Origin of the sequence: Vibrio metschnikovii CIP 69.14 (assembly GCF_000176155.1) — a bacterium.
Classification (GTDB): Bacteria; Pseudomonadota; Gammaproteobacteria; order Enterobacterales; family Vibrionaceae; genus Vibrio; species Vibrio metschnikovii.
Genome location: NZ_ACZO01000007.1, coordinates 25,492 through 51,486 on the forward strand (window position 1 = coordinate 25,492; position 25,995 = coordinate 51,486).

21 protein-coding genes and 3 pseudogenes are annotated in these 25,995 nt (G+C 43.2%); 7 read left to right on the forward strand and 17 right to left on the reverse strand.

The features are described 5' to 3' along the window. Positions 1 to 179: 179 nt before the first annotated feature. Positions 180 to 2,867: pseudogene (locus VIB_RS11950) on the forward strand (bifunctional acetate--CoA ligase family protein/GNAT family N-acetyltransferase). Between the two features lie 17 nt (positions 2,868 to 2,884). On the opposite strand, the gene VIB_RS11955 reads toward VIB_RS11950, so the two are convergent. The 4 genes and pseudogenes from VIB_RS11955 to VIB_RS11970 form a co-directional block, all read right to left on the reverse strand. Then, the gene (locus VIB_RS11955) at positions 2,885 to 3,772 is read right to left on the reverse strand and encodes a LysR family transcriptional regulator (protein WP_004396336.1); all 888 of its coding nucleotides are present in this window, start codon (positions 3,770 to 3,772) and stop codon (positions 2,885 to 2,887) included. A gap of 41 nt (positions 3,773 to 3,813) precedes the next feature. Beyond that, complete coding sequence (locus VIB_RS11960; RefSeq protein ID WP_004396337.1) at positions 3,814 to 5,502, reverse strand: SgrR family transcriptional regulator; 1,689 nt, start codon at positions 5,500 to 5,502, stop codon at positions 3,814 to 3,816. 80 nt (positions 5,503 to 5,582) lie between these two features. After that, positions 5,583 to 5,816 carry a DUF3389 domain-containing protein gene (locus VIB_RS11965; RefSeq protein WP_004396339.1) on the reverse strand — a complete coding sequence of 78 codons (234 nt, stop codon included), beginning with the start codon at positions 5,814 to 5,816 and terminating at the stop codon, positions 5,583 to 5,585. Further along, positions 5,813 to 6,269, reverse strand: a pseudogene (locus VIB_RS11970) (hotdog fold thioesterase). The gene VIB_RS11965 and the pseudogene VIB_RS11970 overlap by 4 nt, the downstream one beginning before the upstream one ends. A gap of 147 nt (positions 6,270 to 6,416) precedes the next feature. Here VIB_RS11970 and VIB_RS11975 point away from each other — a divergent pair. Both VIB_RS11975 and VIB_RS11980 read left to right on the forward strand, forming a co-directional pair. Further along, entirely contained in the window at positions 6,417 to 7,211 is a 795-nt protein-coding gene (locus VIB_RS11975) for a M48 family metallopeptidase (protein ID WP_004396345.1), read from the forward strand. A gap of 138 nt (positions 7,212 to 7,349) precedes the next feature. Next, positions 7,350 to 7,916, forward strand: a complete 567-nt coding sequence (locus tag VIB_RS11980; protein WP_040905009.1) for a PhnA domain-containing protein — start codon at positions 7,350 to 7,352, stop codon at positions 7,914 to 7,916. 95 nt (positions 7,917 to 8,011) lie between these two features. On the opposite strand, the gene VIB_RS11985 is transcribed toward VIB_RS11980, so the two are convergent. The 3 genes from VIB_RS11985 to VIB_RS12000 all read right to left on the reverse strand — a co-directional run bounded on the left by VIB_RS11985 (position 8,012) and on the right by VIB_RS12000 (position 11,554). Beyond that, a complete protein-coding gene (locus VIB_RS11985) occupies positions 8,012 to 8,203 on the reverse strand; it encodes a hypothetical protein (RefSeq protein ID WP_004396347.1) in 192 nt (63 codons plus the stop codon). A gap of 228 nt (positions 8,204 to 8,431) precedes the next feature. Next, positions 8,432 to 9,409 carry a TerC/Alx family metal homeostasis membrane protein gene (locus VIB_RS11990; protein WP_004396348.1) on the reverse strand — a complete coding sequence of 326 codons (978 nt, stop codon included), beginning with the start codon at positions 9,407 to 9,409 and terminating at the stop codon, positions 8,432 to 8,434. Between the two features lie 405 nt (positions 9,410 to 9,814). Then, a complete protein-coding gene (locus tag VIB_RS12000) occupies positions 9,815 to 11,554 on the reverse strand; it encodes a bifunctional metallophosphatase/5'-nucleotidase (protein ID WP_004396349.1) in 1,740 nt (579 codons plus the stop codon). A gap of 250 nt (positions 11,555 to 11,804) precedes the next feature. On the opposite strand from VIB_RS12000, the gene VIB_RS12005 reads away from it, so the two are divergent. After that, positions 11,805 to 13,436 carry an ATP-dependent endonuclease gene (locus tag VIB_RS12005; RefSeq protein ID WP_004396350.1) on the forward strand — a complete coding sequence of 544 codons (1,632 nt, stop codon included), beginning with the start codon at positions 11,805 to 11,807 and terminating at the stop codon, positions 13,434 to 13,436. A 210-nt stretch (positions 13,437 to 13,646) separates the two neighbouring features. Here the strand turns inward: VIB_RS12005 and VIB_RS12010 are convergent, their stop codons facing one another. Further along, positions 13,647 to 14,141: a DUF1097 domain-containing protein gene (locus tag VIB_RS12010; protein WP_040905013.1), complete on the reverse strand. Its 495-nt coding sequence runs from the start codon at positions 14,139 to 14,141 to the stop codon at positions 13,647 to 13,649. 163 nt (positions 14,142 to 14,304) lie between these two features. Further along, complete coding sequence (locus VIB_RS12015) at positions 14,305 to 15,210, reverse strand: LysR substrate-binding domain-containing protein (protein WP_004396351.1); 906 nt, start codon at positions 15,208 to 15,210, stop codon at positions 14,305 to 14,307. Between the two features lie 217 nt (positions 15,211 to 15,427). On the opposite strand from VIB_RS12015, the gene focA reads away from it, so the two are divergent. After that, entirely contained in the window at positions 15,428 to 16,882 is a 1,455-nt protein-coding gene (gene focA, locus VIB_RS12020) for a formate transporter FocA (protein ID WP_004396353.1), read from the forward strand. A gap of 112 nt (positions 16,883 to 16,994) precedes the next feature. Here the strand turns inward: focA and VIB_RS12025 are convergent, their stop codons facing one another. Then, a complete protein-coding gene (locus VIB_RS12025; RefSeq protein ID WP_004396355.1) occupies positions 16,995 to 17,558 on the reverse strand; it encodes a YceI family protein in 564 nt (187 codons plus the stop codon). After that, complete coding sequence (locus VIB_RS12030) at positions 17,555 to 18,094, reverse strand: cytochrome b (RefSeq protein ID WP_004396356.1); 540 nt, start codon at positions 18,092 to 18,094, stop codon at positions 17,555 to 17,557. Before VIB_RS12030 ends, VIB_RS12025 begins: the two co-directional genes overlap by 4 nt. A gap of 521 nt (positions 18,095 to 18,615) precedes the next feature. Here VIB_RS12030 and VIB_RS12035 point away from each other — a divergent pair. Further along, positions 18,616 to 19,251, forward strand: a complete 636-nt coding sequence (locus VIB_RS12035; RefSeq protein ID WP_004396357.1) for a hypothetical protein — start codon at positions 18,616 to 18,618, stop codon at positions 19,249 to 19,251. A 65-nt stretch (positions 19,252 to 19,316) separates the two neighbouring features. Here the strand turns inward: VIB_RS12035 and VIB_RS12040 are convergent, their stop codons facing one another. The 6 genes and pseudogenes from VIB_RS12040 to VIB_RS12060 all read right to left on the reverse strand — a co-directional run bounded on the left by VIB_RS12040 (position 19,317) and on the right by VIB_RS12060 (position 24,433). Beyond that, positions 19,317 to 19,703 carry a CBS domain-containing protein gene (locus VIB_RS12040; RefSeq protein WP_004396362.1) on the reverse strand — a complete coding sequence of 129 codons (387 nt, stop codon included), beginning with the start codon at positions 19,701 to 19,703 and terminating at the stop codon, positions 19,317 to 19,319. 13 nt (positions 19,704 to 19,716) lie between these two features. Continuing rightward, a complete protein-coding gene (locus tag VIB_RS12045; RefSeq protein WP_004396364.1) occupies positions 19,717 to 20,082 on the reverse strand; it encodes a hypothetical protein in 366 nt (121 codons plus the stop codon). Beyond that, positions 20,079 to 20,807 (reverse strand): DUF1538 domain-containing protein, encoded by a 729-nt coding sequence (locus VIB_RS17810; RefSeq protein ID WP_374058305.1) that lies wholly within the window; start codon positions 20,805 to 20,807, stop codon positions 20,079 to 20,081. Before VIB_RS17810 ends, VIB_RS12045 begins: the two co-directional genes overlap by 4 nt. Positions 20,808 to 20,882: 75 nt before the next feature. Further along, positions 20,883 to 21,566 (reverse strand): annotated as a pseudogene (locus VIB_RS17935) (DUF1538 domain-containing protein); the annotation flags it as partial. A 534-nt stretch (positions 21,567 to 22,100) separates the two neighbouring features. Next, on the reverse strand, positions 22,101 to 22,910 hold the full coding sequence (locus VIB_RS12055; protein ID WP_004396367.1) for a 4Fe-4S cluster-binding domain-containing protein: 810 nt from the start codon (positions 22,908 to 22,910) through the stop codon (positions 22,101 to 22,103). Further along, on the reverse strand, positions 22,910 to 24,433 hold the full coding sequence (locus VIB_RS12060; RefSeq protein ID WP_115152582.1) for a YjjI family glycine radical enzyme: 1,524 nt from the start codon (positions 24,431 to 24,433) through the stop codon (positions 22,910 to 22,912). The genes VIB_RS12055 and VIB_RS12060 overlap by 1 nt, the downstream gene beginning before the upstream one ends. Before the next feature lie 450 nt (positions 24,434 to 24,883). Here VIB_RS12060 and alr point away from each other — a divergent pair, with 450 nt between their 5' ends. Next, positions 24,884 to 25,984, forward strand: a complete 1,101-nt coding sequence (alr, locus tag VIB_RS12065) for an alanine racemase (RefSeq protein WP_004396373.1) — start codon at positions 24,884 to 24,886, stop codon at positions 25,982 to 25,984. The last annotated feature ends 11 nt before the right edge of the window (positions 25,985 to 25,995 follow it).

The window sequence follows — 25,995 nt, forward strand, 5'->3', positions numbered from 1 at the left end:
GTGGCACAAAGTGAAAGAGAGATGATGTCATGAAGATCACATCCAGACTAAATACATCAACACCATTAGATAATTTTAACTACAGTGTTGTTGATATGGCTGTATTGACCTTTGGTGAAGATTTCATGCTAAAGGCAAAACTTAGTTATTGGCTCGTTACCTTTTAGGTCTTTTGCATCATGAATTCTATTAACCCGCTACTTAATCCAAGATCTGTGGCTGTGATTGGCGCTTCAACGCGATCTTTTCGTGCCGGTAATATCGTCATGAAAAACCTACTTCAGGGCGGTTTCGATGGTGCAATTATGCCAGTAACGCCTCGTTATCCTTCTGTGTGTGGGGTCTTGGCTTATAAGACTGTGCTTGATTTACCTCTCGTCCCCGATATTGCGATTCTTTGTACTCATGCTTCTCGTAATCTTGAACTTTTTCGTCAATTGGCAGAGAAAGGCGTCTCATGAGTTATCGTATTATCCGCCGATATGTACAGTGAAGATACTCAACAGCATGAAATTCAGCAACAGTGCCTAACGATTGCCAAGCAAGCCGGTATTCGCGTACTAGGTCCTAATAGCCTTGGTATTATTCTGCCTTGGATACACTTCAATGGCTCATTTTCTCCAGTCAATGCCTTAAAGGGCCATATTGCTTTTATTTCTCAGTCAGCAGCCGTCTGTACTACAATTCTCGATTGGGCGAATGATAAACAAATTGGCTTTTCGGCTTTTGTTTCCCTGGGCAACGCCTGCGATATCGACTTCGCTGATTTACTCGATTCGCTCAGTATCGATAAGCATACCCACGCAATTTTGTTGTATGTCGATACCATCAAAGATGCACGCCGCTTTTTATCCGCGGCACGCGCCGCGTCTCGTAATCGACGAATACTTGTTTTAAAAGGGGGGAGAACCGCTGCAGGGCGAAAAGCAGCTAAAATACACACTGGAGGCGAAGATACACTAGACATTATTTACGATTCTGCCATTCGCAGAACCGGTATGTTGAGGGTTAATAATACGCATGAGCTGTTTGCGGCCGTTGAAACGTTAACTCATGCAGTACCACTCCAAGGCGAGCGGCTGGCGATCATCACTAATGGTGGTGGGCCTGCTATTATGGCTGTCGATACGTTACTCGAACGCGGAGGTAAATTAGCACAATTAAGCCATACCGTTTACCAACAACTTGATCAATGCCTTCCGCGCAGTTGGTCGCAAAACAACCCGATTGATATTGTTGGGGACGCTGACCACACTCGTTATGTTAATGCGTTAAAAGCGGTACTCGATAGTGATGATATCGATGCTATCCTGATTATGCACTCTCCTTCCGCCATCGCGCACTCAGAGCAAACAGCAATGGCTATTGTTGAGGTGATTAAAACCCATCCTCGGGCGAGACGTTTTAATATTCTGACCAATTGGTCTGGGGAACTCACCGCCCGCCCGGCTCGGCACATTTTTACTCAAGCTGGCATCCCGACCTACCGCACGCCAGAAAGTGCCGTCGTCGCTTTCATGCATTTGGTTGAATTTAGGCGTAACCAAAAACAGTTGATGGAAACACCGACGACCACTGAGTTGGTGACCGCTTCAGAAATCAATAGCGCCAAAGTGTGGATCGCCGAACATTTAAGCGAACAAGAAAGTGTACATATTGATACTCATCAAATAGGTACGTTCCTCAAATGCTTTCATTTTAATGTGTTACCTACCTGGATTGCTTCAGACAGTAGTGAGGCGGTACACATAGCAGAAACGATTGGCTATCCGGTTGCGGTAAAATTGCGATCTCCAGACATTAGTCATAAATCCGATGTGCAAGGCGTTATGCTTAACCTACGCAACCGTAACGAAGTGGCTAATGCCGCGCAATCGATCCTTGATAGAACCCAACTTTCCTACCCTGCAGCTAGAGTGTATGGCTTGTTGGTGCAAGCGATGGCCAAGTTGGGCGGAGGAGAAGAGTTACGTATTAAAGTCAAACACGATGCTATTTTTGGTCCGGTGATTTTACTGGGGCAAGGTGGTTCTGAATGGGAAGAGTCACTGGATGCAGTCGCTGCATTACCGCCATTAAATAGTACATTAGCAAGATATTTAATTATTCGGGCGCTACGCAGCGGTAAAATTCGTCTACAAAAACAACCAGTACCAATAAACATTGACGGTTTATCCGAATTTTTAGTCCGAATTTCCCAACTGATTATTGAGTGTCCACAAGTACATGAATTGGATATCCACCCTTTACTGGTCAATGGTGATCAATTTACGATTCTAGATGCCGATTTGATATTACAGCGTTTCGAAGGGGATGCGCAAAGTCGGTTAGCTATCCGTCCCTATCCTTCTGAATTGGTAGAAAATGTCATCGCTAAAGATGGGGAGCCGCTAACTCTTAGGCCGATTCTCCCCGAAGATGAGCCACAACATGCCGCTTTCATTCATCGAGTCTCAAAAGAAGATCTGTACAAACGCTTTTTTTCGGATGTCGGTGAATTTAATCACGAAGCGCTAGCCAACTTTACCCAAATTGATTACGACCGAGAGATGGCTTTTGTTGCTGTCAGCCATAAAACCTCACCAGCAGAGATCATTGGCGTCTCACGAGCATTGATCAACCATGATAATAGTGATGCTGAATTTGCCATTTTGATCCGCTCCGATCTTAAAGGTAAAGGGCTCGGATCATTACTAATGAAAAAGATCATTGATTACTGCCAAACGAAAGGCACTGCCCGCATCTCAGGTATGACCATGCCTAGCAATAAAGGGATGCTCAGTTTAGCCCAAAAACTCGGCTTTAGTATCGAGATCCATTTTGAAGATGGAACGGCAGATATGCTCTTAACCCTGACCGAACCGTAAACCAAGACTCTGGTAGATCAGACGAGATCCCAATGTTTTTTCAAATATTGAATACACCACGATTTGGCTTCACCCGTCGTATTTCTGCGCCACGCCATAACAATATCAATATGTTTATCCATGCTGCCCGATATCTTTTGCAACTGCCCACTGGCAATCAACGGCTGCGCGATTTGTATCGGTAACGTACCAATACCTAATCCCTCCACCAGCGCTTGGCATTTGGCATTAAAATTACTCACCGTCAAACGCGGCTGTTTTTCTAAGATATTAATACTCATCGCTGGCTGTTCCCGCGCTGTATCGGCAATCGCAATCACTCGATACTTCTGTCGAGCCTGCTCATCAAACTCACCACGACGGCGATGAACATAATGATCGCTCGCAGCAACCCAAATCAGTGACATTGAGCCTAATCGCTCTGATTTTACTTCTTGCGGTAAACTGTCTATCTTGGGGCAAATCAGTAAATCGGCTCTTCCTGTAGCGAGAGACTCCCAACTTCCGGCTAAAATCTCTTCTTGTAGACGAATTCGAGTTTTACTGACATTGCCTAACGCATCCACCAAAGGAAAAAAGTTCGCGACCGGAATGATGCCATCAAAAGCCAATGTAATATCCAATTCCCAACCGTTAGCAAGTAACGTCGCATCGTTAACTAGCTTCTCGGCGGCCGACAAAATGGTTCGCCCACGCTCAAGGATCAACCGTCCGGCATCAGTAAAACTGGCTTTATGACCAGAGCGATCAAAAATCATCATATCCAAATCTTGTTCAAGCTTTTGAATTTGATAACTCAATGAGCTTGGTGCGCGGTTCAGTTCATTGGCCGCGGCAGCAAAACTGCCACGGCGATCAATCGCATCAAGGATATGTAGCGCTTCTAAAGTAATCGGGCTTTGCATCTCTTCTTTCCTCATACAAGATCGGTGATTAGACGATCGTTTTACTCTGGCTTTACCCATACTTGGCTAAAATCAAACCAGCCTAAGGCATTGCACTTTGCATTTTGTAACGCACCACATTGATCTTTATTCACCCCTAACCAGCAATGAAACATTGGAATGATCTGTTTACTGGCGACTAAGGACTTACCGAGCTCTTGAGCGGGAAAAGGGGTTGATTCATCGCTCGCACGCCATTGATCAATCAATCCAGACCAACGATAAAAATCCTCAGCTTGACTCATTGGTTCAATATCAGAGTAATCCAATAACCAGCCAGCCAGTGCATCATCCCGATGGTTAGCAATACCCATAGCTTTGATCCAAATGTCTACCTGATCGACATCATCGACGGTTAATTCATATTTAATGAAGCTGACGTCTATACCATCTTCTTTAAGTAGGCGTTCAATACACTTCGCTAAAGTAGGAAACATAGGATGTTGAGCATGATAAGCAACCGTAACGGTTTTACCGATTGGTGGTTCAACGGCTGACATTGGCCCATTTTGATGATACCAACCCGGCTTTAATCCATAAGCAGGCAATACGCCCAGTTCAACCACCTTTTCTTCTGGTAACAAACGAAATAAATTCAGCGCACTGAGTTTGGTTTGTAAATAATTAGCCCAAGCCTCATTAGACGCAATCCCGTTACGACGATTGAGTAATAAATAAGTACAACCTGGATCGAGTTCAACATCTTCACTAAATGAGCCGCGCTGACTTTTCATCGGATGCGTTAAGCTCGGAAATACCATTGAGGAGTGCACTTCATCAATAACCCATACTTCGACACGGTCCAGCAACGGACGAAAACCAAAATAGCCATCAAATGCTTGTAGTACTAGCCTTTTCTCATCATTAACGAATACCTTATAAGGACCACTACCCACCGGTTTTTGATCAAAGTCATCCGCCCTTAATGACTCTGGCAATAAAATTTTTGCACAAGATTCTGCCAGCAATAACGGTAAGCGAGTATCGGGTTTGGCTAGATGAATATCGACAACCCAATTATCCGGAGTCGTAATGGCGTCAATGTGCGCAAATAAATTCACTAAACGTAATTGCCATAGACTTTGCACCACCATCTCTGTGGTCATTAATTCCCCGTTATGAAAACGTACTCCTGGGCGTAAATAAAACCGCCAGTGTGTTGGACTTAACGCTTGCCAGTGGTGCGCGAGATCGGCTTGCAATTGCTCTTCTTCATCTAAACGAGTCAAACCAGAATAAATTTGCCGCGCAATATGCAGCTCTGAACGGCGCATCGGCTTCGTAGGGTTGAGCATAGAGAGTGGTCGATAATACGGCAAGCGCACCACTTGCAAGCCTTCTTGGTGTTGTACACCTAGGTAACTCTGGATAACTTGAGTTAGCTTGGCGGCATCTTGATCCAATACCGCCAGCGCTTGACCTATTTTGCCTTCTTGCAGATAACGGCGAGCAAGGTTTTCACTGACATCTGCCCGACTACGTTTAAAAATAAGCTGTGAGAGTTTGCCGCGTCCTGGAGCGGGATGCCATTCAATCCATCCCTCATCTTCTAACTTGTTAAGTACAATACGCGCATTACGTCGAGTGCAAAATAAAATGTCGGTAATATCGTCTAATTGCGTCTCTGCATCTTGACCATGAAAATGAGCAAATAAGGTTTCAAATTGGACACGTAAGCGAGGGCTACTCATAAAGGAGGAAACTCTATATCTTAAAAACTTACTACAGTTTCCTCTATTTAGGTCCTTCAGTGCAAGCGCCGGCCACCAGTTTAGGAGATATCGCAACCTAAAGATTGAGCAAGCTCAGATAATTGTTCGCTGTTATCGAGTTTAACCGACCATTTTACACCGCCACTGTTGGCCAGCATTACATTCGCGCCTCCGCCAAGCAAAGTGACATTGTCACTTGAAGATTGTAAACTAATTGAATGCTCACCCAGTAAGCGCACCACCACTTCATGTGCGGTGGCAATAATTTTCCCACCGGAAAATTCAATCATCATTCGATTGCCTCGCTATCTTGGCTTACTTTATTGCGCTGCTGTTTGACCGCCAACGTTAAACGGCTGACACAGACTAAGCGACCTTGTTCATCGGTAATATCTATCTGCCAAACTTGAGTGGAAATCCCGATATGGATAGGTTTTGCCGTGCCAATCACCTGACCTTGTCGCATAGCCCGTAAGTGATTAGCATTAATGTCTAATCCTACACAATAGCGAGTCTCATCGACGGCAAAATTACCGGCAATGGAGCCTAAGGTTTCGGCTAAAACCACTGAGGCTCCGCCATGCAACATGCCCAATGGTTGATGTGTATACGAACAAACAGGCATGGTTGCCGAGATAGTGTTTTCCGTGATCTCGGTATAAATAATATTCAAATGCTCCATCATGGTATTTTTTTGACGTGGCATTTAATCGCTCTAAGCTGATTGGCTTTTTCCAAATTTCCATGTTCACCCTTAATAAAATACATCAATAGCCGTCAACAACGCGCATCCAGCAATATTGCATCTCCAACAAACTTGGGTATATTGTACAACCACTTGGCTATCTATCCTACCGAGTCATTATAGGGATAATTATGATTAAGGGTGTGTTATGCGTTTAAGGATAAAAATCTTAGGCTTAATGATAACGTTGATGGGTTTAACCGCTTGCAGCGCTTCGCCAACTGGGCGCAACCAGCTATTGCTGTTCTCGAATACCCAAATGAGCACGCTCGGCGTGCAATCTTTTAGTCAAATGAAAAGTGAGTTGCCGATCAGTCAAGATGCGGCCTTGACTCGCTACGTACAATGCGTCACCGATGCCCTTCTTCAGTACGTCCCAGCGCAGCCTAGCGTCGAGCAATGGGAAGTTGTCCTGTTTGATAGTCCACAAGTGAATGCTTTTGCCCTACCTGGCGGCAAAATCGGAGTTTATACCGGATTACTAAGCGTTGCCGTCAATCAAGATCAACTGGCAACGGTGATTGGTCATGAAATTGCTCATGTACTTGCCAATCATAGTAATGAACGCCTCTCTCAAGCCCAACTGGCCAATGTCGGATTACAAGTCACTGATGTTGCTTTAGGTGCTTCAGAATATGCACAATATCGTGATTTGACGATGGCGGCTTTAGGTGTCGGTGTTCAATATGGCGTGATTATGCCTTATGGCCGCCGCCAAGAATCAGAAGCGGATCGCTTAGGATTAACCTTAATGGCCCAAGCTGGGTTTGATCCGACACAAAGTATCGAACTATGGCGGAATATGGCAAGAGCTTCGATGGGACAGCAACCGCCTGAGCTACTATCGACCCATCCTTCCCACAGCACACGCATTAATGATCTGGCTGCGAAGATCTCAACATTGCCAGATACCACGCGACAAGCGCCCAATTGTGGACCATAAACTAACATCCCGTTCAAAACGACTTTAATTGTCTTCACTACCCCGAGAGTTGCAGAACATTCTCGGGGTTTAACCCTTCCAATCGTAGGCATAAAGTGGATAATACCCGCGAACTTAATCTTATAGAGGTGGGAATCAATGTCTACTGAAGCAACTTTACTCGAACGCTGTGACTCAAAATGTGAACTGTGCGCAGCACAGAGCTCGCTGTCTCCTTATGTGGTTGCCCCGCATACACAGATCACCGTCGATCACGCTATCATGCTTTGCGCCACCTGCAGCTCACAAATCGAACAACCTGAAACGATGGACGCGAATCACTGGCGCTGTCTAAATGACAGTATGTGGAGCCAAGTGGCGCCCGTTCAGATAATGGCATGGCGTCAACTCAAGCGCTTATCAGCAACAGAAAGCTGGGCGCAAGATTTGCTGGATATGATGTATATGGAAGAAGATCTTCAAAAATGGGCCGAAATTGGTATGAACGATGATGAAGATAAACCCCGTGACGTGAATGGTGTCGAGCTCAAAAAAGGCGATGACATCACGGTGATCAAAGATCTTCCAGTGAAAGGCTCAAGCATGGTCATCAAACAAGGAACGGCGGTACGTGGTATTAACTTAACCGATGATCCAAAGCACATTCAGGGTAAAGTTAATGGTCAAACTATGTACATTATCGCTGAGTATTGCCGCAAGAAATAAGCAACTTTGTGCTTATCTTTGCTAAGCGCTAAATGTATATAGCAAAAAGCCGACGTTTTCGTCGGCTTTTGTCTTTTAACAACTTATCTTTTTGCTTAACGTGTTAATCCAATATCACGTTGAATATGGCTAGATAATTCCGCAGTGTGGTAATACGTTGTTTGTTTCGTTTCCACAAAAAGAATATCCACCAAATGAGCTATCAATCCTTTGAAGTTAACCGCATAGGTTTTTTTATCCATAGAGGTGGGTGCTGTTAAAGTACCTAAACGCATTGCTTGTGCCATGTGAGCCTCTCTTAATTCGGTAACTTATTTGCGCGCATTTTAAGCAAGCTATTGCTACAAAAGAAGTGACAAAATTTGTCATTTCGAATTAAAAAAAACTAATGAAACAACCCCATAACAACTGCGGAATATATATTCAAAACAAACGCATTTAAAGCTACTATTTAACCATCAAATGCATAAGGACAATCGCTCTACGATTTTTCAGACTTTTCATTAACAAATATTTTACTCTCGCGTAAAGTCACTATTTTCTAACTTAATAACAGAAGCTTGAGATCGAGCCTGCCCTTTAACAAGTGATGCGATGATCGCAAATAGCATGGTCATTAATAATACCGACAATGATATCCAAGTCGGGATTTCCCAGCGGGATCCAACCAGTAACATTTTTACGCCAATAAACATCATAATGAAAGCTAACGCCGGTTTTAAATAGATAAACTTATCCAGCAAGCCTTGTAAAACAAAAAATAATGAACGCAAGCCAAGCAAAGCGAAAACGTTAGCAGCGAGCACGAGAAAAGGCTCTCTGGTCACCGCAAAGATGGCTGGAATAGAATCCAGTGCAAACATCACGTCCATACAGGCGATCACACCAACAACGATCAACATCGGAGTAACCCACCAGCGTTTGCCAACACGTACCCAAAGCGCATGTCCTTGGTATTGATTCGTCACTCGACAGCAACGTCGGATGATTCTTTCTGCTAATGGATTGACGTGACTCGCTGGTTTTTCTCGCAATAATTGCACACCCGTCCACATTAAGAACAGGGCAAACACATACAATAAGCCATGATATTGTTCGAGTAATTGAGCACCAACGATAATCATCACTGCACGCAACACAAGAGCGCCAATCACTCCGAACAAAAGCGCTCTCGGACGAAGTGACTCCGGCACAGCATACTGATGAAAAATAATCGCAAAGACGAACAAATTATCAATACTGAGCGATTTTTCGAGTAGATAACCAGTTAGAAAAGCTAATGTTGCTTGCGAGGCGCTATAAGGGCTATAAACAGCATAATCATCCCAAAATAGATAAAGGACTGCCGCAAACAAAAACGCGAGTAAAATCCAGACCAAGCTCCAGCTTAACGCGCGTTGCAGGGTAATTCGGTTACCACGAGTTTGCCAAATATCCATAGCAACCAGAGCAAAGGTTAACAACGTAAACGAAATATAGATGATCGGGGTCATGATTCCTCCACAGGCGGAAGGAAAACGGATTCTCGATAGGAAAACGACACCTTCCGCATACCAGTTAGTTCACTGCCTAAATCAGCAGTATGGAATGCGTTGGTCTCGTCGAAATAGAAGTGATAAACAAACTATTTATATTTGCCGGATAAGCGATGCTTAACGTGATGACGACAAATAAACAAATGGCGACTACTCCCCAAACGTCGCCATTTTATGCTTAGTCACTACTTCCGTCTAGAGTTTATAGCAATTAAATCCCTGCGAAGGGCAAAGCATACACTAAACCTGCCCATAAACTAATCCAAACGACGACCACTAAAGCATCTAACCAGTCTTTGCTCCACATTGGCTTCTCCCCTGTTTGAGTCACAGCGCATAATGCTTTGCAAAGAACACGCCATATTAACGTGTGTATTGTCCCGTTTCTTGTCGTTCAGCGTCATTACTGAGTATCGAGGGGTTATCGGTTAAAAACTCAATAAAGGCATCGGCCATCGAAATCGTAGTGATTTTCCCTTCTCCTTTCATTTCGGTCAGTCCTTGATAGCCTTCTTTCCCTTTCATGGTATAAGCCGAAGACGTTCCCCAATATTCCTGTTCCGCTTGTACGGGATGCCACTGTCCCTTTTGCCAGATCTGTAAATTGGCGATCCGTTCTCCGAGCGGTCGTTCGGGCAGATACTCAAAGGAAAGATGGTGAGTATAAGGATAACTTCCCGCTCCCGTGCCCTCGACACCATTATTTAAAGCGTTATTAATTGCCCCTTCAAGGGCTTTAGCCAGGCTTTTACCTTTTAAACGATAGACGCCAATCGGCACGGCAAACGGAAGCAATTTTCCGGCAATATCGGCAACAGAAACAGCACCGGCAGATAAGGAGGTCCTCACACCACCCGCATTATGAATCGCAAACTGAACCGGATAGCCGCGTTTACGCATCACATGCATAAAGGATCTCGCCACTAAAGGAGCTAATTCACTGGGGCCTTCTTGATCGGGAATACGCACATGGCGTAGTGCTTGAGTAGCATGACCAATGATTTGCTGCTGCAACTCTCGCACGCGAGGAATGTATTTATTGCGCAAAATAGCATGCACTTGCGGATCTTTTTTACACACCACAACATTAGGATGATTGTTGACAAAATCACAAGCATCGAGATAAGCAGAATCACTGCCTGCTTCACTCATGCTCGCATCAAGGAATAAACGTCGACCCAGCAATAATTCATTACGCCCTGAGAAATTCACTACGTTACCTTGTTCATCAAAGTCTATCTGGCAGTGGCCTAACGCCAATGCATACAGCCCAGCTTGAACAACGTAAGTTTGGTTAATTTTTTGTCCATAGGATTCCTCACAACTTAAACCTAGTGAGCTAAAATCACCTTGCAATACGTGAGTATGACCACCAACGATTAAACTTATCCCATCAACCTTCGCCGCTAACTCTTTGTCAGCTTCATAGCCTAAGTGGCTGACGAGAATAATTTTATTAATCCCAGCATTGTGGATCTGTTGAATGGTATTCTTAGCTGTTTCTAAGGCGTTGATAAATGGTGTATCAGCATCTGGGTTGGCTATCTCATCCATTTTATCCAAAGATAAACCGAAGAGAGCGATATCGCTCCCCTGCGCGGATTTAACCATCCACCGAGCGCACTGTTTATCTACATCAAAGGCATGCACGCGCGGGTTAGTCGCTAAACGGTGAGGTTTATCTTCATGCTCTTGCGATAAATCCCAGTTACCGGCAAGTAAAGGAAATTGGATACGCTCAGCAAATTGCGCCACCGGATCATTACCCATATCCAGCTCGTGGTTTCCTAAAGTCATAGCATCAAGGCCCAGTGAATTGAGCATTTCTGCGTTCGCTAATCCTTTGAATAACGAAAAATAGAGCGTACCTTGGAAACAATCACCAGCGTGAACCAAGATAAACTCTCGCTGCATCCGCTTAGCATCCGCTCTTAACTGCTCAACACGAGTGGCAATACGTGCAAAACCGCCTGCGCTGACAAAAGGCGTCATCGTTTGCCCGTCAATATTTAAGGTCAGTTGTAATGATGTTGGCTCAAAATAAGAATGGGTATCATTGATATGAGCCAGAGTGATTGATGTAATATTTTTTATTTTTTTCATAACTTTCTCTCTCTTTCGCGCTCATCCTAGCGGAAAAATCATGACAGAATCGTGACTTTTATGAAATAGGTTTGCAAAAAAAGTGTTCGACTGTCCTATCGTTTATTACGTAATACGAGATAAAAGGGATGAATTTGTGAGATGAGGACAAGTTTCAAGCCTTAACGGTCTGCTTTTTCAGACTTTTTCCTTTATGCTAAAAGAAAAGCTCAGCGTAAGCAGGCACGCGTTGAGAAAAAGGACCTTGCCGATGCATCTAGAACGTATTGAAATATCAGGATTTCGTGGCATTCGCCGTTTATCGCTCGCTTTTGATGAGTTGACCACCCTCATTGGTGAGAATACGTGGGGTAAATCCTCGTTATTGGATGCACTCTCTATCATGCTACCTGCCGATGGTCGGCCTTACCAGTTCGAATTGCAAGATTTCCATGTCGATTATTCTGTCTCTCATCCCCAAACCCAAGATATTCAAATCATTTTAAGTTTTGTCACCACAGAACCTCGCGAACACCGAGCTGGGCGTTACCGCAAGCTGAAACCCGTGTGGCGACAAGACGAACAGGGCAATCAACGAATCATTTATCGTGTCAGCGGAACACGGGTACAGTACGATATCTCAACCGATTATGCTTTCTTAGATTTAGACGGTAATCCTATTTTAGTTCATGACAGCGCACAAATCGCTCAAACTCTGATGAATTTACATCCGGTGATCCGACTGCGAGATTCTCGACAATTTGAACGCCCCTTTGTCGAAGGTAACGGTAAAAACACTCGCGTTGAGAAACGCATTAATAATACATGTCGCCGCTTAATGGCGATTCCCGGCCATGTCAATAAAGGTGAAATGCGCAGTAGCCTGAGTGCTATGCAAGCCTTAGTCGAGCATTATTTTTCTTTCAAAGATCAAAAACGTAAAAACCCACGTCGTGAACGCGAAAGCTTAGTCTACGCTTCACCAAGCAACGATAAAAGCTTAACGCAAATTGTCGATGAAACCAAAAATCGCCAAACGCGTTTGTTACTGCTCGGGCTACTTAATGCTTATCTTCAAGCGAAAGGACCCAATGATCTTCGCCGTTATGCGCGACCGATTTTAATCGTTGAAGATCCGGAAGGGCGTTTACACCCCACTCACTTAGCCAGAGCCTGGAGTCTTTTAGAGTTGTTACCGATGCAAAAGATCTTAACTACTAATAGTGGCGATCTCCTCGGCTCAGTCCCCCTGCACTCGATCCGTCGTTTAGTTCGACAATCAGATAAAACGATCGCCACCAGCATGCCGATCCATGGCGTTAGCCGAGATGAGTTAAGGAGAATTGGTTTTCATATTCGTTTTCATCGTTCTGGTGCGCTTTTCGCTCGCTGTTGGCTATTGGTAGAAGGCGAAACTGAAGTTTGGTTATTTAGTGAATTAGCAAGACAATGTGGTTATAACTTAGCTGCAGAAGGCGTACAAATTATCGAGTTTGCCCAATCAGGATTAAAGTCGTTGATCAAAGTGGCTAAAGCTTTTTCTATTGAATGGCATGTGGTTACTGACGGCGATCCTGCAGGTAAGAAATACGCGGCAACAGTGATCGGCATGTTGGGCAATGATCAACCTCGACATCGATTAACCGAACTCCCTGATCGTGATATCGAGCATTTTCTCTATTCTCACGGCTTTGAAGACTTTTTTAAAGACATGGTCAAGATCCCTCATGATCATCCTATTCCAGCTAAAAAAGTGGTTAGCCGCGTACTCAAAAAACACGCAAAACCTGACTTAGCTTTGGCGATTGTTTCTCACTGCGATAAAAATGGTCTTGAATCTATCCCGGTCCTACTACGCTGGACACTGAAACGCGTGATTACGATGGCAAACGGTCATGGCTAGAGAGCACCGAACGTTCGATCAATAAACAAAGAAAAAGCACAGCCAGTTAACTTTAGGCTGTGCTTAGTATCAAAGGAGCAAAACAGTCACATTTAGGGGAAATATGAATGTCGATATCAGAAAAGATGATATGAGGTCATTGATACAAAAATAAGCAATGCAATCCAACCATCATATTTTGAAGAATGGATCCGTTATCAAGTAAACGATTTAACTGACCCGATTGATGGATTTTAAGCGTTTAGTTTGAGAAGCATTTTGTGCGCGTTGATGAAGCCACACTCCGCTCGTTTTCATCAAATAACCAAAAACTCCCCCAAGCAGTAATGAAGGGATCACCAAAGGCCATTGTTCTGCTGCGGCAAATGTTGCGCAAGATCCAATAAAGGTACCGGGAATATAAGCAAGCCAACTTTTACTCGCTTGAATACACATCATAAAGGCAACCATTGCAGTAATGATATAACCTAATACATCAACCCCCATCCACGAAGAGCTGTAGATAATCACTAACGCCCAGAAAACCCCGCTGATGTTACACAGTAAACTTTGCAGTAATCCTCTGATCCCTTCATTGGGCGTAGCAAAAAAACTGGTGCAACCTAAAAAACCAGCCCAAGAGAGAAGCCCTAACGAGACAGCAATCCATCCCCAAAGACCCGATAAGATCCCTGTTGTCAGTGAAATGGCGAATAGTATATTCATGATCTTCTCCGCAGTGACTCGCTTGCAAACAACCTTATCAATGAGCGGCATAGTAAAGGGGAACAAACACAATAACCAGTGATCAGGAACACATATTTAAAGTAACAATTGAAGTTTAATACATAAAATTGTGACGCAAACGGTAAATCAACAGATTTAGGAACTAAAGAACATAGGGCTTACCCTTCATCATCCGTAATCCTTCACGCCGAATACATTCCGCTAACGGGTTTTCAGCCATATCTGCTCGCCAAATAAAAGTTAATGTTCTCTCCATACTCAGCTGGGGAACATTCAGCGCCACTAACTGACCATTTTGAATAAATCGTTCGACATCCAAATAAGGCAAACAGGTTAAATAGGGGCCATTTTCTACCAAACTACGCAGCACGGGAACATGCTCATATTCACGCCATACATCCAAATCCGGGATAAGCTTATGCACTGCACTCTCAAAAATACCACGCGTCCCTGAGCCCTGTTCACGTAATACCCATTTCGCTTGTTCTAATTGGGCTAAACTCACCACATCGCGTTTCGCAAACGGATGATGAGCGGAAGTAACAATACATAAGTGATCACGACACCAAACTTCTTGGAGAATTCGGCTATCATCACAACGACCTTCGATGATCCCTAAATCATAGCGATAATCTAAAATACCGTCGATCACGCTCTGGGTACTTCTGACGCCCAGCTCAATGCGGATCTCTGGAAAATCACTATCAATAATACTGATAAGATCGGGGACAAGATGTTCCGCAGGAGTTTGACTCGCACCAAGACGAATCTCTCCACTCAATAAATGCTGATCATAAAAGCCCATTTCAATTTGTTGAGCATCTTGCAGTAAGCGTTTCGCTTTCGGACGCAACCACATCCCCCAATGAGTCAGTGCCATCTGCTTGCCTTGACGTTCAAATAGTGGACGCCCTAACATTTTTTCTAGCTGTGCGAGCGACATACTGGTGGCTGACTGAGTTAAGGCGAGTTTATCTGCCGCGACACTGACACTACCGGAATCCGCTACCGCATCAAAAACGGCCAACTGTTTTAATGAATATCGCACTCTACATCCTTTTTATAGCCATCATTACCTTGCCCATAATGAGCAATTCGTTTCATTTTACTGGCTCACCCAACTATATCAATAAAATTGATAGGGTAACCAAGAATTATCCATTTTACCGCCCTGCTCGTCTGCCCTAGTCTGGTTTGGTAACAACCCATACGGCGTTGTTTAATTTGTCAGGAGGTAATTATGAATGTGAGTCTGGAGAGCGCGTATGTCGACAGCCAACGCTGAAAATCAACACTATTTTTCACCCTATGAAATGATGGCTGAAGCGGAAAAGTTTGCTTTAAGTAAAGCGCAAAAAACCAGTGGACTGACGCTAAGTCTAGCGGTAATGGCCGGTGCATTTATTGGTTTGGCTTTTTTGTTTTACATTACCGTGACCACAGGGAGTGAGAGTGCTGGCTGGGGATTGAGTCGTCTCGCTGGTGGCCTTGCTTTTAGTATGGGGCTAATACTGATTGTCATTTGTGGTGGTGAGTTATTCACCAGCTCAGTGCTATCAAGCATTTCATGGGCCAATAAACAGATAAGCTTTAGCAAAATGCTCGCTATCTGGGGCAAAGTATACGTGGGCAATTTTATTGGTGCGATGTTCCTACTTTTGTTGGTCGCTGCTGCGGGCTTGTATCAATTAGATAACGGTCAATGGGGGCTTAATGCGCTAAATATCGCTCAACATAAACTGCACCATACGGCCGTTCAAGCTTTCGCCTTAGGGGTGCTTTGTAACCTTTTGGTGTGTTTAGCCATCTGGTTAACTTTTAGTTCAGCCAATGCGATGACTAAAGCCGCGATGACAATATTGCCAGTAGCGATGTTTGTCTCCAGTGGCTTTGAGCACTGTGTTGCCAATATGTTCATGATCCCTCTTGGTATTGTGATTCATACCTTTGCTCCGGAAAGTTTCTGGATACAGGTCGGCAGCACTCCCGCTCAGTACGCCGACCTCAATATCTCTGCTTTTATTACGGCCAATCTTATCCCTGTCACTTTAGGAAATATTGTCGGCGGTGCCGTTCTGGTTGGTTTAGCAAATTGGTCAATTTATCGTCGTCCACATTTAAAAGCCGCTCATGTGAGCACAATAACAAAAACTACCCCTCTTCAGTCGGTTAAGGAAACTACTATGAAAAACGCAATTATCGTTCAAGATATGATGGATAAAAAAGCCATTACTCTCAGTGCAGAGACACCTGTACCCTTCGCTATCGATACTCTGCTGGATAATTATCTTACCGCCGCCCCTGTCGTCGATCGTCAAGGTCGTTTGATCGGTATGTTCTCAGCTCACGATGTGATGGTCGAGCTATGGTGCCAAGACTATTTACCGAATGCAGAACAAAAAGTTGTTGATTTAATGACTCGTGATGTCATTGCTATTAATGCGAGTGATAGTTTAGTTGATGTGGCGGAGTTCTTTTGCATCGATAAAGAGCAACTTTTCCCAACGACCAGTATGGGTATTGCCACTCGATTTAATGCGTTGTCAGTTGAAGAGCGGGCAAAAAGCATGAAAGTCAGTAAACCCCATGTGCTGCCAGTTTTGGACAAAGGGCAATTTGTCGGTGTTCTGAATCGCAATCATGTGTTGGCCGAGCTACGTGCGATTTATGGTGAACGAGTGACGGCGGTTAAAACAGAAAAAGAGTTAGCAAGAGCCTAAACAGCGACTCATCATTATCGGCCGATACACACGATAAATGATAGGCAAAAAAATTCCCTGATAATTCAGGGAATTTTCTATTTAATCAATCGAACAGAATGACATCGACTAACTATTTCTTGATGCCTTCAACATGCAGTTCCATGTCAACGTAACTTGATGGGCCAACCACTTTAATCGCGAAGTCTTTTAATTCTAGACGAGTCGTACCCATGAATCCGGCACGCTGTCCACCCCAAGGATCCGTACCTGCACCAATAAACTGAGCATCGATAGTAATTGGTTTAGTATGGCCATGCAGAGTAAGATCACCAGTAATCGCTAAGTTACCATCGCCTTTATCCACCACCTGAGTGCTGGTAAATGTCGCGGTAGAAAATTGCGAGGCATTGATAAAATCTGCACTGCGGATATGGCGATCTCGCTCTGCATGATTAGAATCGAGACTGCGTGTATCAACATTTACCGTAACTTTTGAAGCTGCAATATTCTCAGGATCATAAGAAAACTCACCATTAAAGGTATTAAAGCGACCTTTAATATAACTAAAACCTAAATGGTTTACTTTAAAGTTGATAGAAGCATGAGCTCCTTGAGTATCAATTACATAGTCAGCAGCGTTAGCACTAAAAGGTAATGCCAAAGCGAACGCTAATCCAAGTAAGCTCTTTTTCATTTTTTTGCTCCTGTCATTTTACGTAAGGTATTGTCTTTATCGATAAAGTGATGTTTCAATGCCGCGAGTGCATGAATCGAGACCATGATGATCAGAAACCAAGCGGCATAAAAATGAACATCACCAGAGATATCCGTCTGTCTTGGAAACAAACTACCAAGGCTAGGTACAGTGAACCAATCGAACACCGAAATGCCTCGTCCATCGGCGGTAGAAATTAAGTAACCAGAAATAAAGATCACGGCTAAATTCACATAGATAAGCTTATGAACAATGTTGGCAGCGATACGCTCAAGTGGTTTACCTTCCACGGAGGGTGACGGCGTAACCAACTTCCAAATAAAACGAAATAAGGTTAACCCTGCCAGTAATATACCTATCGATTTGTGCCAATACGGGACCGTGTGATACCACTGGCTGTAGTAGGATAAATCGACCATCCATAGACCCGCTGCAAACATACCAATAACGACAATAGCGGATAGCCAATGAATAATTTGCAGCGGTCGATTGTAATGTGTCACTTGGGTCTTCATAGGATTTCTCTTTGTAAAAGTGCCGAGTTGATACATCTTGATAACAGAGTATTTACCATTTGTACCGCTCTGGATAGACAAGGCAATTGATGATGTTGTTCAATTTATTTGAAGAAACTTTTTCATGCCATATTTCACACAGTGTGACTGACACCGAAGAACAAATCATTGTTTAATTTCAACGAGTTAATGAAATTGGCTTATATGCACTTCAACTTAAATGGTAACATTATGAAACACATTGCCTTGATATGCTTTCGCTTGACTCAGAAAAATGAAAAGAAAAATGTATGCTAAAGCACACTCTACACTGCTTTCAGTTGCCAAGATCAGCGCGATTGCTTCATCATGTCACTAGCGATGGTGCTCTTTTAGTCAAAGCCAACTGATTGACCATCCACCATTATTTATTGGGTGGTGGATGTGTGAAGGTTAACTTTTTCGAGAGCAATGGGATTTGAATTTTAGGAAGCGATTAAAGTGGGATCGTTTAAATAAATTTTGCTAAGGAGTACATCGCCTTGCTGTTGGATATAGTGACGCAAAGTGTCAATGAGTTTCAAGCCGATTGTCTAAAACTATGTGAAAAGCACTACCCTACTATTCATAATCAAGGAATGAGTCAACATCACCTCAGCCAAGCTTTTGCCCGGCGACTAGCGCGCACGTTAACTGAATTTGGTCATACCTGTGAATACATGCCGTTAGACTTTATGCCCAACAATGAACTTCCTTATCATTTTAGAGTGAGTAGTGATGTAGAGACGGTGTGGATATTAACGCAACATATGGTGAGTGCGGGGAAAACGTGCCGCGCAAAATTATTGCGCGATATTTGTGCTTGGAAACAAGAATATGCTTATGCCATTCAACCCAATGATCTATTACTCTTGCTCACCGATCATTGGATAAGTCGCAGCCAAAAAAGTCGTGAGTTGTTGCATTGGTGGACAGGACGCTTGCCTGATGAGCTGGCTGACTATCAAGCACAGGGCATCACTCTCTATGAAAGTGAATCACAACTGCTGCAAACCTTAGAATCCACTTTTACCATGACACCTTGTTATATTAAATATGGGCATCCTCTTAAACGCTCTAAAAATCAACAACTCGTACGTAAATACATTCAGCTTTATGCCGTATTACAGGGCGCTTAACACCATAGATACTACGGCCTAGGTGTCCACCTAAGCCGTACTCAAAGCTGGAGCCTGTCATGATATTAATCGATGCGCGCCAGTAAGGCATCCATAATATCATCCATCGATACGAACCCGAGCAGTTGATTATCATTTAAAACCAGTAGACGTTTAATATGTTGTTGAGTCATCAGCGTCGCTACATGTTTTAACGCCAGATTTTCACCAACGGATATCGCCGGTTTGGCGCATACGTCATAGACATTCAACAAGTCAATATCACCACCTTCCGCGATCACTGTTTTGACAATGTCGGTATAAGTGATTAAACCAAACGCATCATTGGCATTTTGCTGTTCAACGACCAGAGATTTTAAATGATGTTTTTTCATCAACATCATGGCTTCACGTAACTTAGCGAACGGCGATATTGTGACAACGTCACGAATCATAACGTCTTTTACTAACATAGGGTGTTTATCCTTATAATGTATCTTTTAACTGCTGTTGGAACAGCTGCTGTTCAAATTTATCCAGTTGATTGAGGTCAATCCCTGCTAAATGTTCTAATCCAATCGTAAAAGCAATTCCTCTTGAATCTTCTTCACTTGGACGTAACAGTGCTTGTAACGACTTTAAGACTTGTAAAGAAAGAGATTTTTCTAACACCATGAGTAAAACGGATTGACTACCATCGTAGGTTAAGCCAAAAAACGTTTTTCTGGTCTCATTACTGATCCCTCGGCCTGCTAATACGGTAATACCACCTGCGCCTTGCTCACGAGCGGTATCAATCGCTTCTTGCTCGAATTCTTCGGGTACGACGGCAACTAATACGGAAAACTTCATGATTTCACCTTTGAAAATTGAAAATACCATTGTGTGAAAATGGCGTAGATCATTACTGTAACTATCGGAAAAATTGAGGCAAAGGCAATCAAACCAAAACCATCAATCAATACGTTTCGGCCTTCGATATGAGTCGCTAAGCCAATACCAAGAGCGGTAATAAGAGGAACGGTCATGTCAGATGTCGTTACCCCTCCCAAATCATACGCTAATGCAATAATATATTTTGGCGTCATTAATGTTAATATTATAACTAGCGCATAACCACCAACAATAAATTCATAAAGCGATGCACCATTGACAACTCGATAAGCTCCGATAGTGATACCTATCGCTAAACCTAAAGCGGCAAATATTCTAATCAATGAACCATTTACTTTACCAGAAGCACACTCCTCAGCTTGCTTGCCAACCGCAATTAAAGCAGGTTCAGCCATTGTCGCCGAAAAACCGATCATAAAAGCAAATAGATATACGTAAAGTACATTACCGCTCATAATCAGCTGTTCTGCCATAGAATTGCCTATTGGAAAAAGCCCCAGTTTTAAACCTAAAACAAAAATGTGCAAACCAATAACCACTAAAACAAAACCAAAAATAATGCTTCTCGGATTATTTAATCTCCTCCTTAACACTAAATATTGGAAAAATAAAATAGTTAGCATTATAGGTAATACATCCCTCACGGTTCCTAGAAGCTCTATAAAGGGGACATACCAAATCAAATGTTCATCTGTGGGTAGAGTACTAATAAAAGAAGAAACTTGAGATGTATCAAAAGAATAGACGTAGATACCATAAAGTTGAACCGTTAGTCTTGGTGCCATCGCAGCCATCGCAGCTAAGCCAAAACCATCAATCAGTGGATTTCGCCCACGAATCGAGCTCGCTAAGCCAACACCAATCGCGGTAATTAATGGTACCGTTACAATATTGGTCGTTACTCCCCCCGAATCATACGCAATCCCAATAATCTCCTCCGGTGCAAAATACGTAATAGCAATCGCTAATAAGTATCCGATAATCATAAACCAACGTAAGGGATATCCCATGATGGTACGAAAAACGCCTAATGCAATAACAAAACCAACCGACGTTGCGACTAATAAACGTAAGGTAAGACTATCAATTCGTCCTTCACTGATGGTTTGCGCCTGTTCAGCCACCGCAATCAGTGCTGGTTCAGCGACCACGGCAGAAAAGCCGATAGCAAACCCAAAACTGAGCAGAATAGGAATCGAGCCACGCCATGCAAATTGGTTGGCTAAGCTTTTTCCGATAGGAAAGATACTTAGCTCTAATCCTTGTAGAAAGAGAGCGACACCAATCGCTACGACTAATAAACCAAACGTCATTGTCCATACATCATCCGGAACTTGGCGTAATATCACGAGCTGAAAGAAAAGCACGACAGCAACAATCGGCAATAAATTTTTTAGCGCATGCAAAAGCGCATGATAAAAATCCTTGATAAATAACATCATTATTCCTGTTTTACGTGAAGAGAGTCCATTGCGCTGTCAAAATGGACGATAATTAACCGTTGTTATTTGAAAAGTACATATTAAACAATACACTACATCGACAAAAAGTAGCCAAACAATTATATAAAACGATAAGAAAAAACATAATGTTATTCAAAAATAGCGTTGATTTTTTGTTAACTCACGCAAAAATGATACGTAATAAAGAGAAAAAAATAGCCAAAGCAAAACATGGTTACTCTATTTCACATTTCGTAACGAACTTAAAATAAACACCGTTTGTAAAAGAGCAACATCAAAAGGGGTATACCCAAACAACTTGGAGTGGCAGGTGGAAAGTGAGTTTGTCCCCATGAGCATAGGCAGACTGTATGATTGGGGTGAACGAACATAACCAAAACCGCTGCAGCTTCAAGTAGGAGGGGTGAAGTTAACAAGAAAAGAAAAAGCTAGGCCTGTTAGCACCTAGCTTTTGTGATATTAAGCCTACTGACATTGTTAGATATTAATTTGCAGACGAAATCATAACCACCACTAATCCATTACACAACTGATATTTAGCTCAAGATTATTCGGTAAAGCATCGCCAGTAAGCTTTGTCATCAAATGGCTTACTTGCTCTGCGGTAGCCGCAGGCCAAGACTTGGCAATGCCAGAAACACCATGATTGGCAAAAGCATTAATGCGGAGTCGAAAAGCCGAGCCCTTTGCTGACTGTAACTGTTGTAACTGATTTAAAAATTGCGCTAATGGGTCACTATATAAGTCGTAGTCCGTTTTTTCAGGTATGAGTAATAAACGCACTTCGCTTAATTTGCCATGTTCAGCCAGAAAGTGTAACGACCGTTTAACGGGCACATTGCTATGCCCAGTTAATTGATAATGACACCTTTCATGCCATGCTTTTAAATCGATCATTGCCCCGTCCATCCAAGGCAACAAGCTTTGCCAGTGCTTGAGCGAAAGACTGCCATTACTATCGAGTAAACAAGTCAATGATGACAGTTCGGGTATGGTTTTCACCGCTTTGAATAGCTCGCGAACAAATTCGATTTGTAAACTCGCCTCACCACCACTGAGAGTAATTCCGGTAATGAAGTGTCGCCGCTGCCAGATCTGCTCAACAGCGTCAAACACAGTCATCGCTTGAGAATCTTCACTACAGCGGGCAATCGTTTGTGGATTATGGCAAGCAGGGCAGCGATAATTACAGCCTTGGAGAAAAAACACCAAGCGATTGCCGGGCCCATCGACCACAGAATAAGGCAGCAATCGAGCAACTTGCCCCGTTATTGAGCGTTGGATCGTTATCTCATCATTATCCGAAATCACTGTGGTCTGCATTACTCACCTGCAATAAATTCATGACTCACCACTCTTGGTGCTCGTTGAGTGACTTTTGTTTCGGTGCACGCTTCAGCGCCGAGTGCCGTCGTATTCGTGCGAGAGCCTTGTTGATAATACGCTTCTAAGTCCGATTTTTTCACCATATAACCAGTAATTCTCACTAAATCATTTCCGTGAGTATTAGCCGTAAACTCTCTCATTCCATGAGCGAAAGCGCCTAAGCAGAGATCGGTTAACGCCTGAGGATTGGCTTTAATGGTTTCGTCTAGAGTTAAAATCTCACTGACTCCAGAAGGATAGTAAGCGTGCTGCGGTGCTAAGGCTAATAAATGGCTAACCGGATCTGGCTCTTGACCATAACGAATTCGAATTCCTGGTGTGGTCTGCGTATCAATGGATAGCCCACCTTGCGAATGCAGTAAAGCTCGATTGGCTAAGCCATAAGTGACTGGCGTTGTAGTGACAATGTCACTTAAAGTTTGGCTGATCGTTAATGCGAGTTGGTTAGCCGCAGGGTCGCGCCCATATTCTGCCTTACCCAATAATAAATGATTGACCGCTTCGGCCATGCCATAAACACCAAACATTGGCGCAAAGCGAGCTTCTTCAATCAGCACTTCTGTGACTAAAAAGCCTTGAAAAAAGTTGGATTGTTGATGTAAAAAACGGCAACGCTGCTCAATCAACTCATACATCAAGTGGCAATAATAAGGCAGCGTATGATTTAAGAACGTATCGATATTTTGTGCTTGTTCAGCAACGGCTTTAAGATTCAAGCGTACCAAGGTATTTGCACCGCCACGAACAGGCAAGGCGTTATAACAACTGACAATGCCGAAACTAGGTTGCACATTTTGCTCAATAAAGAAGGCTTGATGTAAAGGCCAATTCGCTATATGTGGTTTACTGCAGTGGATAATATTATCCGTTGCTTGACGAAGTAAGCTGTTTGGCGTGCGCTGTGGGTCGTACATGAGTGTTAAATTAGGAGCAACTTGTTGTAATTCAGCATCGATTTTTAACACCATGCGACAAACACGATTATCCTCTGGGCCAATATTCGCATGCATAAAGGCATCGGGAAGCGTTCTATCTAATTGAATCCAAAAACGTTTTAAGGAACGGTAAAGATGCTCGTCAGTCACATCATCGCAATAAGGTAGCAACAGTTGATCAAGGTAGCCCAAGAATACCGGCATATTGGTCACTGAGGGTACATGATGATACAACACCATTAATTTCATTAATGCATCATCAAAATCTTCTGCAGGGGTTAATTCTAAATAGCGCGAACCTTGAGTTAGAAAGCGTTGATAATCGGGTAAGACATAACGAGGTTTAAACGGTGCATGGCCCTCATACATATCACAAATAATGCCTTGCTCCATCGCCTCAATTAATTCTGGGCTGCGAGAGACATAAGGTAAGCTGGCTTCTGCTTGAGCCGCTAAGGCAAACGTTTTTTGTTTCGGGTTTAAGATTGGATTGGTCACAATAGAGAAAAGATCATCGGTCATCATCGTATCCACATCGTTTACTCATCAAAAACCTTATGCTACCAATGGTTTTATTAGTGGGAAAGCGGAATCAAGACATAGACCATTACGATGGCTCAAAGTATGAACTGCAGCACGTATTAACTATTTTTAAAACAAAAACTTATACGATAGAGATGGTTTACTTACCCCCCTTTCAGAAACCCATTCCCCGATTAGCTATCTTTATATAACCAAAATCAAACATTCTGTTTTTATCTTAAAGCCAGTATTTTTAATTGAAAATCACCTTGAGAAAGGTACAGCGTTCTTCCCAAGTAAAAACAAACAACATTTTACACAACATTATTAGCAAGATCACAGTCAATGAAACCACAAAACACTAACAACCCATACAAATTTGCTACATAATAACCAAAAGTTGACCGTTATCTCTGATGTAGAGAAACGAATTTCGAGTACATAGGATGTTGTATGAAAACCGCTCAGGCCTCAATAGACTTAATCGCACTTCGCCATAACTATTTACGTTTAAAGTCACTCTCTGGACAGCAAAAACTGATTGCTGTTATCAAAGGGGATGCCTATGGCCATGGTGCCGTCCAGTTGGCAAAAGCACTCCCAATGGCAGATTGGTTTGCCGTAGCACGAGTCGAAGAAGCAGAAGAGCTTATCGCTAATGGGATTGATCAACCAGTTCTGCTACTGGAAGGCTGTTTCTGTGCTGACGATTTACAACGTGCCGCCGACCTCAAACTCGCAACCGTCATTCACTGTGAAGAGCAATTACGAGATTTAGAACAAAGTAACTTGGCTAACCCTATCAGTATTTGGTTGAAAATTGATACTGGAATGCATCGGCTTGGAGTTCAGCCAGAACAAGTGACAGAATATGTGCAGCGCATTGAACGAAGCGGAAAACTTAAAGGTCAACTCGGTTTTATGAGCCATTTTAGCTGTGCCGACGATCTTTCTCATCCTGCAACACTGAAACAAATCGAGTGTTTTTCACAAGCGGCGTTTCCGTATTCCGGCCCGAAAAGTTTGGCTAACTCGGCAGGTATTTTATTTTGGCCAGAATCACAGTTCAATGTCGCCAGAGCAGGGATAGCTTTGTACGGCATTTCCCCTAGCCTTTATCATTCGGGAATAGATCACCAATTACTGCCGGTAATGACCGTCACCACACGTTTGATTGCTGTTCGTCAACATACCGCGAATCAACCTGTCGGCTATGGTGAAACTTGGTATGCAAAACGAGATACGAAAATCGGCGTTATCGCGATGGGCTATGGTGATGGTTATCCACGCTCTGCCCCAGCAGGTACGCCAGTATTTATTAATGGCCGCCAAGTGCCAATTGTTGGGCGAGTATCCATGGACATGATAACCGTAGATCTTGGGCCTGATGCGATGGATAAAGTAGGTGATAGCGTAGAAATGTGGGGAAAAAACTTACCGGTAGAAACGGTAGCCAAGCATATTGGTACCATTCCTTATGAATTAACGATTAAATTAACCAATCGCGTAGCTCGTCATTATATGGATAAAGTTCCGAATTTTTGTATTGCATAACATGATGTCAA